The organism is Marinobacter sp. SS13-12 (assembly GCF_030227115.1).
Lineage (GTDB): Bacteria > Pseudomonadota > Gammaproteobacteria > Pseudomonadales > Oleiphilaceae > Marinobacter.
In genome coordinates this window covers 77055-93886 of the sequence record NZ_JASSUA010000001.1, presented here as the reverse complement: position 1 = coordinate 93886, position 16832 = coordinate 77055, and the positions used below count along the sequence as shown (strand labels likewise).

The following is a 16832-nucleotide window of genomic DNA, read 5'->3' as shown; positions in this document are numbered from 1 at the left end:
CGTTACATGCGGAACACGCCGAAGCGTGTTGGCTTGGCCGGGCGGTTAAGGGTGGCGGACAGGCTCAGGGCGACCACTTCGCGGGTCTGGGCCGGGTCAATCACGCCATCATCCCACAGGCGGGCGCTGGCGTAGTAGGGGTGGCCCTGGTGTTCGTAGGAGTCGACGATGGGCTTCTTGAATTCTGCCTCTTCGTCGGTGCTCCAGTCCTGGCCCTTTCGCTCCATGCCTTCGCGCTTGACGGTCGCCAGTACGCCGGCGGCCTGTTCGCCGCCCATCACCGAGATGCGGGCGTTGGGCCACATCCACAGGAAGTCGGGGCTGTAGGCGCGGCCGCACATGCCGTAGTTGCCCGCACCAAAAGAGCCGCCGATCAGTACGGTGATCTTGGGCACTTCGGCACAGGCCACGGCCATCACCATCTTGGCGCCGTGCTTGGCGATGCCTTCGGCCTCGTGTTTCTGGCCCACCATGAAGCCGGTGATGTTCTGCAGGAACAATAGTGGGATGTTGCGCTGGCAGCAGAGTTCAATAAAGTGCGCGCCTTTCTGGGCGGACTCGCTGAACAGGATGCCGTTGTTGGCGATGATGCCCACCGGGTAGCCGTGGATATGGGCGAAGCCGGTGACCAGGGTCGGGCCGTAGTAGCGTTTGAATTCGTCGAATTCGGAGCCGTCGACGATGCGGGCGATGACGTCGCGCACGTCGAACTGTTTGCGCAAATCGGTGCCGACGATGCCGTAGATTTCTTCGGCGTTGAACAGCGGCGCCTTGGGTTTGCGGATCTCAACGTCGGTCGGTTTGCGGCGGTTGAGGTTGGAGATGCAGCGCCGGGCGATTTCCAGGGCGTGGGCGTCGTTTTCGGCGTAGTGGTCGGCCACGCCGGAGATTTTGCAGTGTACGTCGGCACCGCCCAGGTCTTCGGCGGTTACCACTTCACCGGTGGCGGCTTTTACCAGCGGCGGGCCGGCCAGGAAGATGGTGCCCTGGTTGCGCACGATGATGGACTCATCCGCCATGGCAGGCACGTAGGCACCACCGGCGGTGCACAGGCCCATGACGACGGCGATCTGGGGGATGTCGTCGGCGGACATGCGGGCCTGGTTGTAGAAGATGCGGCCGAAGTGGTCGCGGTCCGGGAAGACTTCGTCCTGCCGTGGCAGGTTGGCGCCGCCGGAGTCCACCAGGTAGATGCAGGGCAGGCGGTTCTGCAGGGCGATTTCCTGGGCACGGAGGTGTTTTTTGACCGTCAGCGGGTAGTAGCTGCCGCCTTTTACGGTGGCGTCGTTGGCGATGATCATGCATTCGGTCCCGGACACACGGCCTACGCCTGCGACCACGCCAGCGGCGGGGACTTCTTCGTCATAGACGTTGTAGGCGGCGAACTGGCCCACTTCAAGGAAGGGGGAGCCGTCGTCCAGGAGGCGGTTGATGCGTTCCCTTGGGAGCAATTTGCCTCTTGCCAGGTGGCGTTCCTGGTAGGTGGGGCCGCCGCCTTGCTGAATCGTGGCTACTTTATCCCGCAGGTCTGCCACGGCTTTGACCATGGATTCCTGGTTGGCCTGGAACTCGTCGGACCTTGGGTTTATTTTGCTTTGGAGTATCGTCATGGCTTGTTAGTCCGTTTTTTTAGTCCGTGCGTCGGGCCTGGTGCCGGACAGCCCCGGCACCAGACCCTCGTCGTTCTTGGGTGCTGGCCTCCCGATACTGGCCCTTACTTGTTCAGGTACAGCTCACGACCGATCAGCATCCGGCGGATTTCGGACGTGCCGGCTCCGATTTCATAAAGCTTGGCGTCCCGCAGCAAACGGCCTGTGGGGTATTCGTTGATGTAGCCGTTACCGCCCAACAACTGGATCGCGTCCAGGGCCAGTTTGGTGGCCATTTCCGCGGAATAGAGGATCGCGCCAGCAGCGTCTTTTCTGGTGGTGTTGCCGCGGTCGGCGGACATGGCGACCATGTAGACGTAAGACTTGGCGGTGTTCATCCAGGTGTACATGTCGGCGACTTTGCCCTGGACCAGTTCGAATTCGCCGATGGCCTGGCCGAACTGTTTGCGTTCGCGGATGTAGGGAACCACCACGTCCATGGCGGCCTGCATGATGCCCAGGGGGCCGCCGGAGAGGACCAGGCGTTCGTAGTCGAGGCCGCTCATGAGGACTTTGGCGCCGTTGCCGAGGCCGCCCATGACGTTTTCCTTGGGCACTTGTGCGTCTTCGAACACCAGTTCACAGGTGTTGGATCCGCGCATGCCGAGTTTGTCCAGCTTCTGGGCCTGGCTGAATCCCGGGGTGTCGCGTTCAACGATGAAGGCGGTGATGCCCCTTGGGCCGGCGGCCGGGTCGGTTTTGGCGTAGATGACGTAGACGTTGGCATCGGGGCCGTTGGTGATCCACATTTTGCTGCCGTTGAGCACGTAGTGGTCGCCGGCGTCTTTGGCGCTGAGTTTCATGGAGACGACGTCGGAACCGGCGTTGGGTTCGGACATGGCCAGGGCGCCGATGTGTTCACCGCTGATGAGCTTGGGCAGGTACTTTTCTTTCTGCTCGTCGGTGCCGTTGCGGTTGATCTGGTTAACGCACAGGTTGGAGTGTGCGCCGTAGGACAGGCCAACGGAGGCCGATGCACGGCTGATTTCTTCCATGGCGACCACGTGTGCCAGGTAGCCCATTTCGGAGCCGCCGTAGGCTTCATCGGCGGTAATACCCAGCAGGCCCATGTCGCCAAACTTCTTCCACAGGTCGTTGGGGAAGAGGTTTTCACGGTCGATGTCTTCGGCGCGGGGTGCGATGTCTTTGGCGGCGAAGCCGTTGATCTGCTCGCGGAGCATGTCGATGGTCTCACCGAGGCCGAAGTTGAACTCTGAGTATTGTGATTTCATTGTTGGCTACCTTTTGATCTTCGCAGAGAGTTGGCTGACAAGGTAGGTGGACAGGCCCTGTCATTCCCGTTACTTCTGTTCAAGTGATTCTGGTTCTTCTGTCTGTGCCTTGTTCTGTTGGCGCTTTTTCTTCTGTAGATCAGCAAGCGCTTCGCGGCATCTTGCTTCTGCCGTATCCATTTCCATTTCCGCCTGGGCGATGTCGTTTTTCTGCTGCTCAAGCTGTGCCCGTTTGTTGGCCAGGGTGTCCAGCATCAGCAGGAGTTGTTTCTCGTTACCGCTGAGGGTTTCGTCCCAAAGGTCGAACAGCTCCTTGGTTTCCGACAGGGAAAAGCCCATGCGTTTGCCCCGCAGGATCAGCTTCAGGCGAACCCGGTCTTTGGAGCTGAAGATGCGGGTCTGGCCGCGCCTGGTGGGGTGGAGCAGGCCCTGGTCTTCGTAAAAACGTACGCTTCGGGTGGTCACGTCGAACTCCTTGGCGAGCTCGCTGATGCTGTAAGTTTTCTTGATGTCCATGGCGGTTTCCTTTTTTAGACTTAGGTTAGATAAAGTTTACGTAAACGTAAAGTATTTTTCGGGCCCAATTTAAACCAGGAGGGTTAAACAGAAGAGGGTGTTGAATGGCGTTCAACTAATGTGGCGGCCATTGTAACAGTGGAGCTTGGGGTTGGGAGGAGGCTGTGCGGCGCTGAATGCACCACTTGAGGGCGACTGTTTTCTCAGCACAGTTTCGTATAACGACCGTGCCCACGATCGGGTTCCATGCGGAAAATAGCGCCTGATTCGATTTTTAAATAACTACGTTTCTTTTGTTGCGAAAATGAAATAGATAGAGCTTATTCTGGCTCCATCCAGGCAGTTTGCCCGCCATCAACAGCCAGCCTTATCCCGCATCAAGCCTTACCGGGCCGGCAGTTAAAGGTTATCTGTATCCTTTGATTCCGCGGTTAAAAAAATGACATGTATCTGAATTATGTATTCTTGATTATTGTTTCGTAACAGGTATTTAACTTCGAGTTGCGATAATTTCCTTGTGGCTGGAGCGCAGTGGAGTTCTCCGAGAACACCAATTGACGATAACGCAAGGGCCATAGTCATGAAGACGGCAGCAGCTGCACCGCACTTTGTCCACGAAGCCGAAGCGCAACAACAGTATGCCCGGATTAGAATTCCGGCTCGGCTGCATGTAAACCTGGACGGCAGAACACAGGAATTTCCGGTGGCTGATTTATCGGCTGCCGGCTTCAGTGTGAACGCAGCGCTGGAGGCCCTGCGACTGCGCCAGGTGTATAACGGTCAACTGGTGTTCGAGGTCGACGGCGTTGATGTCGCCATCAACGTGAACTTTGTCCCGCGCAGTTTCGATTCGATGAATAGTCGCTGCGGTTGTGAGTTCCAGAACCTGGGGCACCGCGAGTTTTCAGCCCTGCGATACCTCATTACCGCCTCCCTCAGTGGTGAAGTGGTTTTCGCCGAAGACGTGCTCAACACCCTGTCCCGTGAAGACATTACCAGGGGCCACAAGGGCAAGGACAGCAATGATCCCGGTTTTTTCGGCATGCCTCGGGCCATGGTCGGCAGCCTGAGCGTGATGCTTGTTGCTCTGGGTGCCATCAGCTTTGGATCCTCTGCGCTCTGGGACCTCTATTTCATGACCGAGGCGGAGTCCGCGATGGAGGCTTCCGACGGCGCGCCCACGTGGTCGTACGGAGATGAGCTGATTGAAGAGGGCGACTACATTGTCGGTCAGATTGAGGGATTGCTGGACCCGCCCACCGAGAGCAGGGAGTGGTCAACCGCAAACTGCTGCGGTATGGGAATGGCCGATACCGAAGATACCTATTGGGTGGAGCCGTTGAACCATTCCGGCGAGGGTGAAGCGGCTTCGAAGACTCGCTGAAACCTCTGCTGTGCCCTATAGTCAGGTGTTAAATAACAACACCAGGAGACCGGTATGAACTCCATCTTTGACGCGGGCCTGCAACCCAACGACGCCAACCGGGCCACCCTGAGCCCACTGGACTTTCTGGCACGCACAGCCAGCGTTTACCCGGAATATCCGGCTGTGATTCATGGCCAGACACGCCGTAACTGGCAGGAAACCTATGAGCGTTGCCGTCGCCTCGCTTCCGCCCTTGCGGCGAAAGGGGTTGGTAAGGGGGATACCGTGGCGGCGATGCTGCCCAATATTCCCGAGATGCTGGAATGCCATTTCGGCGTTCCCATGCTGGGCGCAGTGCTGAATGCGCTGAACACGCGCCTGGACGCAAAGACCATTGCCTTCATGCTGGAACATGGCGAGGCCAAGGTACTGATTGTAGACCGCGAGTTTGGCGAAGTGATCAATGAAGCGGTCGGCCTGCTGGATAACCCGCCGCAGGTGATTGACGTTAACGATCCCGAATTTGGCGGTGGTGGCACCCGGGTGAGCGAGCTGGATTACGAGGATTTCCTGGCCAGTGGCGACCCGGAATTCGAATGGCAGATACCAGCGGATGAGTGGGACGCGATTTCCCTGTGCTATACCTCCGGCACCACCGGCAATCCGAAGGGGGTGGTGTACCACCATCGCGGCGCCTACGAGAACGCCATGGGCAACCAGGCGGTGTGGTCCATGGGCATGCACCCGGTGTACCTGTGGACGCTGCCGATGTTCCACTGCAATGGCTGGTGTTTCCCCTGGACCATCACCGCCTTTGCCGGAACCCACGTGTGTCTGCGCAAGGTGGACCCGGAAAAAATCCTGAACCTGATCAGTGAGCACAAGGTCAGCCATATGTGTGGCGCGCCCATTGTGCTGAACACCCTCCTGGGTGCATCGGACGCCCTGAAATCCAGCTTCAGCCATACCGTGCAGGCAATGACGGCTGGCGCCGCACCCCCGGCCAAGGTTATCGAGGCCATTGAAGAAATGGGCATTCAGGTGACCCACGTATACGGCCTCACCGAGGTGTATGGCCCGGTCACTGTGTGTGCCTGGAAATCCGAATGGGACGACCTGCCGGTGGAAGACCGCGCCCGCATCAAGGCGCGGCAGGGGGTTCGTTACCATACCCTCGCTGGCATGATGGTGGGGGATCCGGACAGCATGGAGGCCGTGCCGAAAGACGGTAAAGCCATCGGCGAGATCTTCCTGCGTGGTAACACGGTGATGAAGGGCTACCTGAAAAATCCCAAGGCCACCGAGGAAGCCCTGCGGGGCGGCTGGTTCCATACCGGCGACCTGGCGGTGTGGCATCCGGATGGCTACGCGGAGATCAAGGACCGCCTGAAGGACATCATCATCTCCGGGGGCGAGAACATCTCCACCATTGAAGTGGAAGACGTGCTCTACCGCCATCCGGATATCCTGGAAGTCGCGGTGGTGGCCAGGCCGGACGAGAAGTGGGGCGAAACACCCTGCGCCTTCGTGACCCTCAAACCGGAAGCCGGGGATGTCAGCGAAGACGACATCATCGCCTTCTGTCGCGAGCGGATGGCCAAGTTCAAGGTGCCCAAGACCATTGTGTTCAGTGAGCTGCCAAAAACCAATACCGGCAAGGTCCAGAAGTTCGTGTTGCGGGACGACGCCAAAAAGCTCTGACCGCGAGCTGTAAACGCCGGGGCCGACAGGGTTGTGGCCCCGGCGTGTCAATTTTTATCAAATTTCCTGCCCGGTTATGTCATGGCGCCCAGGAGGTGACTGAGACAGACTGATCCCATACCCGAATTCAAATTGTTCGCCGGCGAGGCCATGGGTGTCGCCGGCGACGCTGATATCAGGAGATAACCATGGAATTTAAAGGTGTACCAGCAATAGTAACCGGTGGCGCTTCAGGTCTTGGGGAAGGCGCGGCCCGTGCACTGGCAGCCGCCGGCTGCAAAGTAGCGATTTTTGACCTGCAGAAAGAGCAGGGCGAAGCCGTGGCCAAGGATATTGGCGGCGTGTTCATCGAGTGCGACGTGTCTTCCGCCGAAAGCGCCGAAGCTGCGGTAAAAGCCGCCCGTGACGCCCACGGCCTGTGCGGCATTGTCGTCAACTGCGCCGGCATCGCCCCGGCTGCCAAGATCCTCGGCAAGGAAGGCCCCATGCCTCTGGAGAACTTTAACAAGGTTATTCAGGTCAACCTGATTGGCACCTTCAACATCATGCGCCTGGCCGCCGCCGACATGGCCCAGCGCGAGCCCAACGCCGATGGCGAACGGGGCGTGGTGATATCCACCGCATCCGTGGCGGCCTTCGAAGGCCAGATCGGCCAGGCCGCCTACAGCGCCTCCAAGGGCGGCGTTGTCGCCATGACCCTGCAGTCCGCACGGGAACTGGCGCGGGAAGGCATCCGCGTAAACACCATCGCCCCGGGCATTTTCATGACCCCGATGATGGCCGGCATGCCCCAGGAAGTGCAGGACAGCCTGGCTGCCACACTGCCGTTCCCCAAGCGCCTGGGCAAGCCGGAAGAATTCGGCATGCTGGTAGACCAGATGGTGCGCAACCCGGTCCTCAACGGCGAAGTCATCCGCCTGGACAGCGCACTGCGCATGGCGCCCAAATAATTGCAGGAGACAACCATGACCAGCGTTGTTGATAAAGAAGAACTCGAGATGTTCCGGGAATCCGTCATCAAGGCCCTGGAAACCGAGGTAACACCCCACTACGAAGCCTGGGAAAAATCCGGCATCGTGCCTCGGGAACTCTGGAACACCCTGGGCAACGCCGGCATGCTGTGCGTCGACGTGCCCGAAGACTGGGGCGGCTGCGGCGCGCCCTTCCTGTACTCCGTTGTCGTGGGTGAAGAAATGGCCCGGATGGGCTTCGGTGCGCTGTCCACCAACGTCATGGTGCACTCCGACATCGTCGCCCCCTACCTCAGCCACATCGGCAACGAAGAGCGGCGGCAGCACTGGCTGCCGAAAATGGTCTCCGGCGAAGCCGTCGGCGCCATCGCCATGACCGAGCCCGGCGCCGGCAGCGACCTGCAGGCCATTCGCACCAGCGCGGTGAAAGACGGCGACGACTACATCCTCAACGGCTCGAAGACCTTCATCACCAACGGCCAACACGCCGACATGGTCATCGTCGCCGCCAAAACCGACCCCAAGGCCGGTGCCCGTGGTATCAGCCTGTTCCTGGTAGACACCTCATTGCCCGGCTACAGCAAAGGCCGCAACCTCGACAAAATCGGCCAGCACTCCGGCGACACCTCGGAACTCTTCTTCTCCGACATGCGCATACCTGGCTCGGCGCTGCTGGGTGAAGAAGGCCAGGGCTTCATGTACCTGATGCGCGAACTCCCCCGCGAACGCCTGGTCATCGGCGCCCTCGGCGTCGCCGCCGCCCGCGGCGCCCTGGACCTGACCATCGCCTACTCCCAGGAACGGGAACTGTTCGGCCAGAAACTGGCCCAACTCCAAAACACCCGCTTCGAAATCGCCCGCATGGAAACTGACTGCAGGGTCAACCGCGCCTTCGTCGACGAATGCATCGCGCTGTACGAAAAAGGCGAACTCGACGCGCCGACGGCTTCCATGGCGAAATACAGCGCCACGGAAATGCAGTGCCGGGTAGCGGATGGTTGTTTGCAGTTGTTCGGCGGTTACGGCTACACCAGCGAATACCCGATTTCGCGTGCGTTTATCGATGCGAGGGTACAAAGAATCTACGGCGGTACATCCGAGGTGATGAAAGAAATCATCGCAAGGTCTGTTCTAGGCAAAGCGTAAACACAATCCTGAATCAGGCCAGGAGATAACTCACAAGCCGGAAGCTGGGTGGCGCCCCTCCCCTCCGGGACCGTAAAAAACAGGGATGTTTTTTACGAGCCTACATGGACGTATTAACGGCGTGTCCCGGAGGGGAGGGGTGCCACCCAGCCACCTCCCGACTAGCAGTCTTACCAGACAAAGAGGGCACGAAAAATGTCAAACACAGAAGTAGTCATAGCAGGCTCCGCCAGAACCCCAATGGGCGGAATGATGGGCGACCTGAGCTCCGTGCGCTCCCCGGACCTGGGCGCCACCTCCATCAAGGCAGCCATCGAAAGAAGCGGCCTGCAACCCGCTGACATCCAGGAAGTCATCATGGGCTGCGTGCTGCCCGCCGGACTCGGCCAGGCCCCGGCACGCCAGGCTTCCCGCGCTTCCGGCATCCCGGATTCCAGCGGTTGCACCACCATCAACAAAATGTGCGGCTCCGGCATGCAAGCCGTCATCATGGCCCACGACCAGATCAAAGCCGGCACCAACAACATCATGATCGCCGGCGGCATGGAAAACATGAGCCAGGCGCCGTACCTGCTGCCCAAAGCCCGCGGCGGTTACCGCATGGGCCACGGCCAGGTCATGGACTCCATGTTCCTCGACGGCCTTGAAGACGCTTACGAAGGCGGCCTTATGGGCGTATTCGCCCAGCGCACCGCGGACAAATACGATATCAGCCGCGAAGCCATGGACAACTTCGCCATTGCCTCCCTCGAGCGCTCCCTGGCGGCCATCAAGAATGGCGGCTTCGCCGACGAAATCACCCCCGTGACCGTCTCCGGCCGTGGCGGCGACACCGTCGTCGATACCGACGAACAACCCGGCAAAGCCAAACCCGAAAAGATTCCCCAGCTCAAACCGGCCTTCGCCAAAGACGGCTCCGTGACCGCCGCCAACTCCAGCTCCATCAGCGACGGTGCCTCCGCCATGGTACTGGCGAGCCGTGAAGAAGCCGAAAAACGTGGCCTCACACCCCAGGCCCGTATTGTGGCCCACGCCACCCACGCCCGCCTGCCGGCCGAGTTCACCCTCGCGCCCATCGGTGCCATCGAAAAAGTCCTGAAAAAAGCCGGCTGGAGCCGCGACGGCGTCGACCTGTTCGAGATCAACGAAGCCTTCGCCGTGGTCACCCTGGCGGCCATCAACGAGCTTGGGCTCGACCCCGACAAGGTCAACGTCCACGGCGGCGCCTGTGCCCTTGGTCACCCCATCGGCTCTTCAGGGTCGCGGATCATGGTCACCCTGATCAACGCCCTGAAACAGCGTGGCCTCAAGCGCGGTGTGGCATCCCTGTGCATCGGTGGCGGCGAAGGTACTGCGGTAGCGATCGAACTGCTGTAATCGCAGAATGAACTACTGGTCCTGCTTGCGGTAGGCCAGTGGGCTGAGCCCGGTCCAGTGCTTGAAGGCACGTGAAAAGGCACCGGGCTCGGTAAACCCAAGCTGGGATGAAATCTCCGATATCGTCAGGTTCTGCCGCGTGAGCATGATCACCGCCTGGTCCCGCCGCAGGTTGTCCTTGATCTTCTGATAGGAACTGCCTTCCGCCTTCAGCTTCCGTGACAGGGTATAGGCTGTCATGTGCAGCTGTTCGGCCATCTGCTCCTGAGTGGGTAACCGCTCGTCTTCCACACTCTCCAGAACCTGCCGTACCCGGGTGGTGAGGCTGTCGTCCTCGTCGGTCCAGATCAGCAGGTTGCGTGGCGACTGCGCCATGAACTCGTCCAGCTCTGCCGGCGTTCGTGTGACCGGCATGTCCAGGTAGTTGTGGCTGAAGAACAGGCTGTTGCGGTCGCGATTGAAGAAACACTGGCAGGGAAACACAAAACGGTATTCATCGAAGTGGTTCGGCAGCCCGTGTTGAAAGGTGGCGTGGCTGAGCACGATCTTGCGGCCAATCAGCCAGCCCACCAGGCGGTGCCACACCAGTAACAGCCACTCCACCAGAAAGTTGTCCGGGTCCAGCTCCGGGTGGCGATGGGTGATGCTCAGCTCCACTTCCTCGCCGCTGGTGTCCAGCTCAATCACGATATCGTCGGAAAACAGCCGGTAACAGCGGATACTCTGGCGGATCACCTGCTCCAGATTATCGCTGTGAACAGCCAGCGATCCCATCAGGTGAAAATGCCCGACCCGGCAGGGCTGCGTGGTGCGGCCCATGAACTCGTCATCCAGCTTGCCCCAGACCAGCCGGAACAGACGTATAAACTGCTCGGTAGGCACCCGCGCCCGCGGTGAACTAATGAATTCCGGGTCGATGCCGTTATTACACAATAGTTCATCGGAATAGCCGCCCGCCTTCTCAAGACCGTACAACACGGCCCTGGCGTAGTGGGAGGAGAAGGTCAGGTGCTTCATCGGGCGTTCATCTCGGGTGAGGCTACCGGCTGCAAAATCTTACAATTTCGGACGTTCCGGCATGCTATTGTCGGCGTCATATACTTTTCGCAAAGTTTGAGACAGGTTACAAGGTTATGGCCGAGGGCACCAAGCACCCCCAGAAACTGTTGCTGTTCTATCTGACCAGTCACCGGCCTTTTGGCCTGGGCACCCTGAAAATCCGCGAGATCATGCCGTTTGTTCCGTTGACCAAACTGCCACATAGCCATTCGGCGGTGGTGGGCACCATGAGTTTCCGTGGCTCAGCGGTGCCGGTGATCGACATGGCGGCGGCAGTGGGTTCGCCACCGCTATCCGCGGAAGAGCGCAAGACAGCCTCCATCATCGTGACCGACATCCAGCGCCGGGAAATCGGCTTTCTGGTTCGAAGCGTGCGGAAGATCGTCGAGACGGACTGGAAGGATGTGATGTCACCGCCCCGGAGTCTGGGCGACCGGGCTTTCATTACCGGATTGGTGAATATCGAGGACGAGATCGTCCAGTTACTGGATGTGGAACTGCTGCTGGCGCGGGTGTATCCGGAATCCGTCAATCCCCGTGAAGTGGTGCTGACCGATGTACAACGGGAAACCCTGAAAGGCCTGAACATTCTGTTGGTGGACGATTCCCAGGTGGCGCGCAAGCAGTTGTCCGACGCGCTGGACAGCAAGGATGTGACCTATTTTGTGACCACCAACGGCCAGGACGCGCTGGACCTGATGATCAACGCCAATAACGATGGCAAACCCATCGATATCCTGGTGAGTGACATCGAGATGCCAGGGCTGGATGGCTACGAGCTGACCTTCAATGTGCGGGACAGCAGTTCCCTCAGACAGCCCTACATCATTCTGCACACCTCGCTGAACAGCGAAATGAGTGTGAGCTACGCCAAACAGGTCGGGGCGGACGAAGCGCTGACCAAGTTTGATGCGGAAGAGCTGCTGCACGCTATTCTGCGCGGCGCCGAGCGCGACTGAAAGCCGGGCGGAGCTGAAACTTAATGCTCCCTGGCGGATTTGTCGGTTTCAGCTGCCATGCCCGGGCCGCTCCGGCGCAGGGATCGCTCCATCCTCCTGTCACTTTCGTACTGTTCGGATAACACATTCTGGGCGTACTGAATGTGCTGCCCGGCGAAATGCCGTGCATCGTCGGCACGGCCTTCGATAATGGCCTCAAACAGCAGGCGATGCTGTTCCATCAGCTCACTTCGGGTCTGCTTTTCCCGCGCGTACAGGCTGCCAATGGTGTTGACCACGTTGGTTTTCAGCAGGCTGAACAGTCCCCGTATGGTATGCAGCAGAATGACGTTGTGACTGGCTTCGGCGATGGCCAGGTGGAATCGCGCGTCGGCTGACCCTTCCTCGCTCAGGTCACTGCTGCCCTCGGAGGCATAGCAGGCCTGCAAGGTTTCGTAGGCGGTTTTAAGGTGTGCCTTGTCCAGCGCCGTTGCCCGCAGTGCGGCGTAGTAGGCGCAGTCCGCTTCCAGGGTGCGGCGGTATTCCAGCAGGTCTCTCTGGGCGTCCGGACGCCCTTCCAGCAGGGTGATCAACGGGTCGGTAAAGCTCGACCCCAGCGATTCCGACACATAATGGCCGCCCCCCTGGCGACTGGCCAGCAGGCCTTTGGCGGCCAGCCTTTGAACAGCTTCCCGCAGTGACGGCCGCGACACCCCGAACCGTTCGGCCAGAGTACGCTCTGCTGGAAGACGCTCCCCGGGCTGCAGGGTGCCTTCCAGAATCATGTTCTCCAATTCCTCGACGATGCTGTCTGCGAGGCGTTTTGGTGCAATCTTTCCGATGCTCATTGTGTTCCCGGTGTGGTCTACCATTGTCTAGGCGTTTTTCTTTGAAGTTGTCACAGATTTTCCCTATCTTATTACCCCAGACAGTATAAATTGGTATTACCAATTATCCAATATTCTTTGATGGACAGAGTCCAGGGGTAACTGATGTCACCTGACGTCCTCGCGGCGATACGAGAGCTGATCCCGGCGACACGGGTTTATGACGACCCGCTGTCGACGCTGGCCTACGGTACGGATGCCAGCTTCTACCGGCTGATTCCGGGCGTTGTGGTGAAAGTGGAAAGCGAGGAGGAAGTGGTCGGGGTGCTGAAGATCGCCCGGCACTTCGCGGCACCGGTCACCTTCCGGGCCGCGGGCACAAGCCTGTCCGGCCAGGCCATCAGCGACTCCATACTGCTGGTGCTGGGGGATCAGTGGAAGGACTATGAAATTAGGGCCGAGGGCCGCCAGATCCGTCTGCAGCCGGGCATTATCGGTGCCGAGGCCAATGCCTGGCTGGCCCCCTACGGCTACAAGATCGGCCCTGATCCCGCATCCATCAATGCCTGCAAGATCGGTGGTATTGTTGCCAACAACGCCAGTGGCATGTGTTGCGGTACCGCCCAGAATACCTACCACACCCTTGCCAGCATGCGCCTCGTGCTGGCCGACGGGGCGGGGGTGGATACCGAGGACTACGACAGCGTCAAGGTCTTCCAGTCCAGCCATGCCGGCCTGTTGTCGGAACTGGAACAGCTGGCGGCCGCGACCCGGGCCAACACCGAACTGGCAGACCGCATCCGGCACAAATATCGCCTTAAAAACACCACCGGCCTGTCACTCAACGCCCTGGTGGACTACAGCGACCCGATGGATATCCTTACCCACCTGATGGTGGGCTCGGAGGGCACCCTGGGGTTCGTCAGTTCGGTTACCTACAACACCGTGCCGGATTACCCCAACAAGGCCACTGCGCTGCTGGTGTTTACCAATGCCGACAGCTGCTGTCGCGCGGCTGCGCTGCTTCGTGCACAACCGGTAGCCGCCGTTGAGCTGCTTGACCGGCGAAGCCTGCGCTCGGTTCAGGACAAGCCCGGCCTTCCTGAGTGGATACACGGCCTGTCGGAGGAAGCCTGTGCGCTGCTGATTGAAACACGAGCGCCTGACCAGGCTGTGCTGCAGGAGCAACTGGTTCAGATCAAGGCCGCCCTGGCTGATTTCCCGGTGGAAGAGAAAGTGGATTTCACCACCGACCCCAGGGTGTCCGACCAGCTGTGGGCCATCCGTAAGGGTACCTTCCCCGCCGTCGGCGCGGTGCGGCCCACCGGCACCACGGTGATCATCGAGGATGTCACCTTTCCCCTCGATCAGTTGGCCGAAGGTGTAAAGAGACTGCAGGCACTGTTTGTAAAACACGCCTATGACAACGCCATCATCTTTGGCCACGCCCTGGAGGGGAACCTTCACTTTGTGTTTCCCCAGGGTTTTGATGACCCCGATGAGATAGCACGCTACGACGCCTTCATGAAAGACGTCTCGCAGCTGGTGGCGGTTGAATTCGGTGGCTCCCTCAAGGCCGAGCATGGCACCGGCCGCAATATGGCGCCCTTTGTGGAGCTGGAGTGGGGGCAAGAAGCCTGGGAACTGATGTGGAAGATCAAGGGCCTGCTGGACCCGGAGAACCTGCTCAATCCGGATGTGGTTCTCTCCCGGGATCCTGATATTCACCTGAAAAACCTGAAGCCGCTGCCCGCCGCCGATCCTTTGATCGACAAATGCATCGAATGTGGTTTCTGCGAGCCGGTGTGTCCGTCTGAAGGGCTGACCCTGTCGCCGCGCCAGCGCATTGTGATCTGGCGGGATATCCAGGCAAAGAAACGGGCGGGGAAAGATACCTCGGAACTGGAAGCGGCCTACCAGTACAACGGTATCGATACCTGCGCAGCCACAGGTTTGTGCGCTCGGCGCTGCCCGGTGGATATCAACACCGGCGACCTGGTGCGCAAGCTGCGGGCACAGCAAACGGGCCACCCCGGCACAGCGAATTGGGTGGCCGACCATTTTCAGACGGTACTGCGTGGGACACGCTTCGTGCTGACCATGGCATCCGGTGTAGAAAAACTGCTGGGTGCGCCCAGGCTGGCCAAGTTGAGTGCGGGTTTAAGTAAAGTGTCCGGGCAGCGACTGCCGCAGTGGGACCCGACCATGCCGCAGCCCATCCGTTTTGTGCCACCTGCGCCGGCCCCGGAGAGTGACGCCCCACGAGTCGTGTATCTGCCAGCCTGCGTTTCCCGGGTCATGGGGCCTGCCAGTGGCGACGCAGAACAAACAACGTTGCAGGACAAGACCCGCCAGTTACTGGAGAAAGGTGGCTACCAGGTGGTTCATCCCCAGGGGCTGGATGCCCTGTGCTGCGGCCAGCCCTTTGCCTCTAAAGGGTATCCGGAACAGGCAGACCGCAAGAAATCCGAATTGCTGCAGGCGTTGCTCGCGGCCACCCGTAACGGCAAGGACCCGGTGTACTGCGACACCAGCCCCTGCACCCTGCAGATTCAGGAGGCGGCGCGTGAGCTGGGCCTGGACCTGTATGACCCGGTGAAATTCATTCGTGAGAAACTGGCGGACCGCCTGGTGTTCAAGCCTGAAGACACGGCGATTGCTGTGCACGTTACCTGCAGCACCCAACACCTGGGGGAATCACAGGGGCTGATCGACATCGCGCGGCGTTGCAGTACCAACGTGGTTATTCCGGAGGCTATTCACTGCTGCGCCTTTGCCGGCGACAAGGGTTTCAATGTGCCGGAGCTGAACCGTCACGCCCTGCGGACGCTGCCACGCCAGATAGAGGGATGCACGGAGGGGATCTCCACCAGCCGCACCTGCGAGATTGGCCTCAGCCGCCATGGCGGAATTGATTACCACGGGCTGGTCTACCTGGTGGACCGGGTAACGGAAGCGTCACCTCACTGATCGGGCTGGTCAACCAGCCTTGCACGAACCCGGGGCAGCTGGTCCGGGAACTGCTCCTGAATGAAGGTGATCATGCCTTCGCGAATGGCGCAACGGAGATCCCATAGTCCGGAGGAGTCTTTGGCGCTCATCAAAAGGCGAACCTCGATGTTGGTGTCGCCGGCATCAGTGACCTGAACTGTGGCCGTGTGTCCGTTCCACTGCGGCGCCTGGTGTAGCAAGCGGTTGAATTCTGTTCGCAGGGGTTCAATGGGCATGGAATAGTCCACGTGGATAAACACCGGCCCCGTCAGTTCGGTGTCGTTTCTCGACCAGTTCTGGAACGGGTTCTCGATAAACCATTGCAATGGCACCACCAGCCGCCTCAGGTCCCAGACTCTCAGCACCACGTAAGTCGCCGTTACTTCCTCCACCCAGCACCACTCGCCCTGTACGTGCAGGACGTCGTCGATGCGGAAAGGCTGGGTCAGGGCGATCTGCATGCCTGCCAGCAGATTGCTGAGCACCGGTTTGGCGGCAAAGCCGAGGATGATGCCGCCAATACCCGCCGAAGCCAGCAGGCTGCCGCCAAGGTGTTGAACCGGTTCAAAGGTCATCAGGGCGGCACCCAGGCCCAGGATGACAATGAGAATATTCAGTATCCTGACCAGAAACCGGGTTTGCGTTTCCACCTTGCGGGCCCGTTTCCACTGGCCCTCCAGAACCGGGTTCATGGCAACAATCACATTGCCGATGGAAGACGTGCACCGGACCACTGCCCAGGTGAGGGCAATAATCAATAACAGCGTCGCCGCATGTTGAACGTGGTCCAGCAACGGTAGCTCGGGAGAAGCGGCCTCCAGAACGCCATTAAGGACCAGAAGTGCGATAACGATGCCCAGTGCCGTCGCAGAAGCGTCCAGAAAAATCCGCGGAACCGTTTTGCTGCGGGTGAGGCGTTGAATGATTGACAACACACCCTTGTACACCACAAAGGTAACAACCACGGAAAGCAGGGCAGTGACGCCGGGCCGAAACCAGTCTTCAAGGCCTGCCTGCAGTACGTTCAGGGTTTCAAAGTCATTCATGGGCAACCGGCAT

The 16832-nt window shown here is 59.7% G+C and carries 13 protein-coding genes; 7 read left to right on the top strand and 6 right to left on the bottom strand.

Going from position 1 to position 16832, the window contains the following annotated elements; genetic code table 11:
* Nucleotides 1-2: 2 nt before the first annotated feature.
* From QPL94_RS00455 to QPL94_RS00445, 3 genes are all read right to left on the bottom strand, one after another.
* Nucleotides 3-1610 (bottom strand): carboxyl transferase domain-containing protein, encoded by a 1608-nt coding sequence (locus QPL94_RS00455; protein WP_285354804.1) that lies wholly within the window; start codon nucleotides 1608-1610, stop codon nucleotides 3-5.
* A 104-nt stretch (nucleotides 1611-1714) separates the two neighbouring features.
* Nucleotides 1715-2881 carry an isovaleryl-CoA dehydrogenase gene (locus QPL94_RS00450; protein ID WP_137436921.1) on the bottom strand — a complete coding sequence of 389 codons (1167 nt, stop codon included), beginning with the start codon at nucleotides 2879-2881 and terminating at the stop codon, nucleotides 1715-1717.
* 69 nt (nucleotides 2882-2950) lie between these two features.
* Nucleotides 2951-3397, bottom strand: coding sequence for a MerR family transcriptional regulator (locus QPL94_RS00445; RefSeq protein ID WP_285354803.1), 447 nt, complete (start codon nucleotides 3395-3397; stop codon nucleotides 2951-2953).
* A 580-nt stretch (nucleotides 3398-3977) separates the two neighbouring features.
* Between QPL94_RS00445 and QPL94_RS00440 the strand changes: the two genes are divergently transcribed.
* The 5 genes from QPL94_RS00440 to QPL94_RS00420 all read left to right on the top strand — a co-directional run bounded on the left by QPL94_RS00440 (nucleotide 3978) and on the right by QPL94_RS00420 (nucleotide 9958).
* A complete protein-coding gene (locus tag QPL94_RS00440) occupies nucleotides 3978-4781 on the top strand; it encodes a PilZ domain-containing protein (protein WP_285354802.1) in 804 nt (267 codons plus the stop codon).
* A 54-nt stretch (nucleotides 4782-4835) separates the two neighbouring features.
* Complete coding sequence (locus QPL94_RS00435; protein WP_285354801.1) at nucleotides 4836-6464, top strand: acyl-CoA synthetase; 1629 nt, start codon at nucleotides 4836-4838, stop codon at nucleotides 6462-6464.
* Nucleotides 6465-6652: 188 nt separating this feature from the next.
* Nucleotides 6653-7414, top strand: a complete 762-nt coding sequence (locus tag QPL94_RS00430) for a 3-hydroxyacyl-CoA dehydrogenase (RefSeq protein ID WP_285354799.1) — start codon at nucleotides 6653-6655, stop codon at nucleotides 7412-7414.
* A 15-nt stretch (nucleotides 7415-7429) separates the two neighbouring features.
* Nucleotides 7430-8581, top strand: a complete 1152-nt coding sequence (locus QPL94_RS00425) for an acyl-CoA dehydrogenase family protein (protein WP_285354798.1) — start codon at nucleotides 7430-7432, stop codon at nucleotides 8579-8581.
* A 195-nt stretch (nucleotides 8582-8776) separates the two neighbouring features.
* Nucleotides 8777-9958: a thiolase family protein gene (locus QPL94_RS00420; RefSeq protein WP_285354797.1), complete on the top strand. Its 1182-nt coding sequence runs from the start codon at nucleotides 8777-8779 to the stop codon at nucleotides 9956-9958.
* A gap of 12 nt (nucleotides 9959-9970) precedes the next feature.
* Here the strand turns inward: QPL94_RS00420 and QPL94_RS00415 are convergent, their stop codons facing one another.
* The gene (locus QPL94_RS00415; protein ID WP_285354795.1) at nucleotides 9971-10975 is read right to left on the bottom strand and encodes an AraC family transcriptional regulator; all 1005 of its coding nucleotides are present in this window, start codon (nucleotides 10973-10975) and stop codon (nucleotides 9971-9973) included.
* Nucleotides 10976-11091: 116 nt separating this feature from the next.
* On the opposite strand from QPL94_RS00415, the gene QPL94_RS00410 reads away from it, so the two are divergent.
* Nucleotides 11092-11976: a chemotaxis protein gene (locus tag QPL94_RS00410; protein ID WP_285354794.1), complete on the top strand. Its 885-nt coding sequence runs from the start codon at nucleotides 11092-11094 to the stop codon at nucleotides 11974-11976.
* Between the two features lie 20 nt (nucleotides 11977-11996).
* Here the strand turns inward: QPL94_RS00410 and QPL94_RS00405 are convergent, their stop codons facing one another.
* Nucleotides 11997-12803 (bottom strand): GntR family transcriptional regulator, encoded by an 807-nt coding sequence (locus QPL94_RS00405; protein WP_285354793.1) that lies wholly within the window; start codon nucleotides 12801-12803, stop codon nucleotides 11997-11999.
* A 144-nt stretch (nucleotides 12804-12947) separates the two neighbouring features.
* On the opposite strand from QPL94_RS00405, the gene QPL94_RS00400 reads away from it, so the two are divergent.
* Entirely contained in the window at nucleotides 12948-15752 is a 2805-nt protein-coding gene (locus QPL94_RS00400; RefSeq protein WP_285354792.1) for an FAD-binding and (Fe-S)-binding domain-containing protein, read from the top strand.
* On the opposite strand, the gene QPL94_RS00395 is transcribed toward QPL94_RS00400, so the two are convergent.
* Complete coding sequence (locus QPL94_RS00395; protein WP_285354791.1) at nucleotides 15746-16819, bottom strand: mechanosensitive ion channel family protein; 1074 nt, start codon at nucleotides 16817-16819, stop codon at nucleotides 15746-15748. The genes QPL94_RS00400 and QPL94_RS00395 overlap by 7 nt on opposite strands.
* Nucleotides 16820-16832 lie beyond the last annotated feature (13 nt).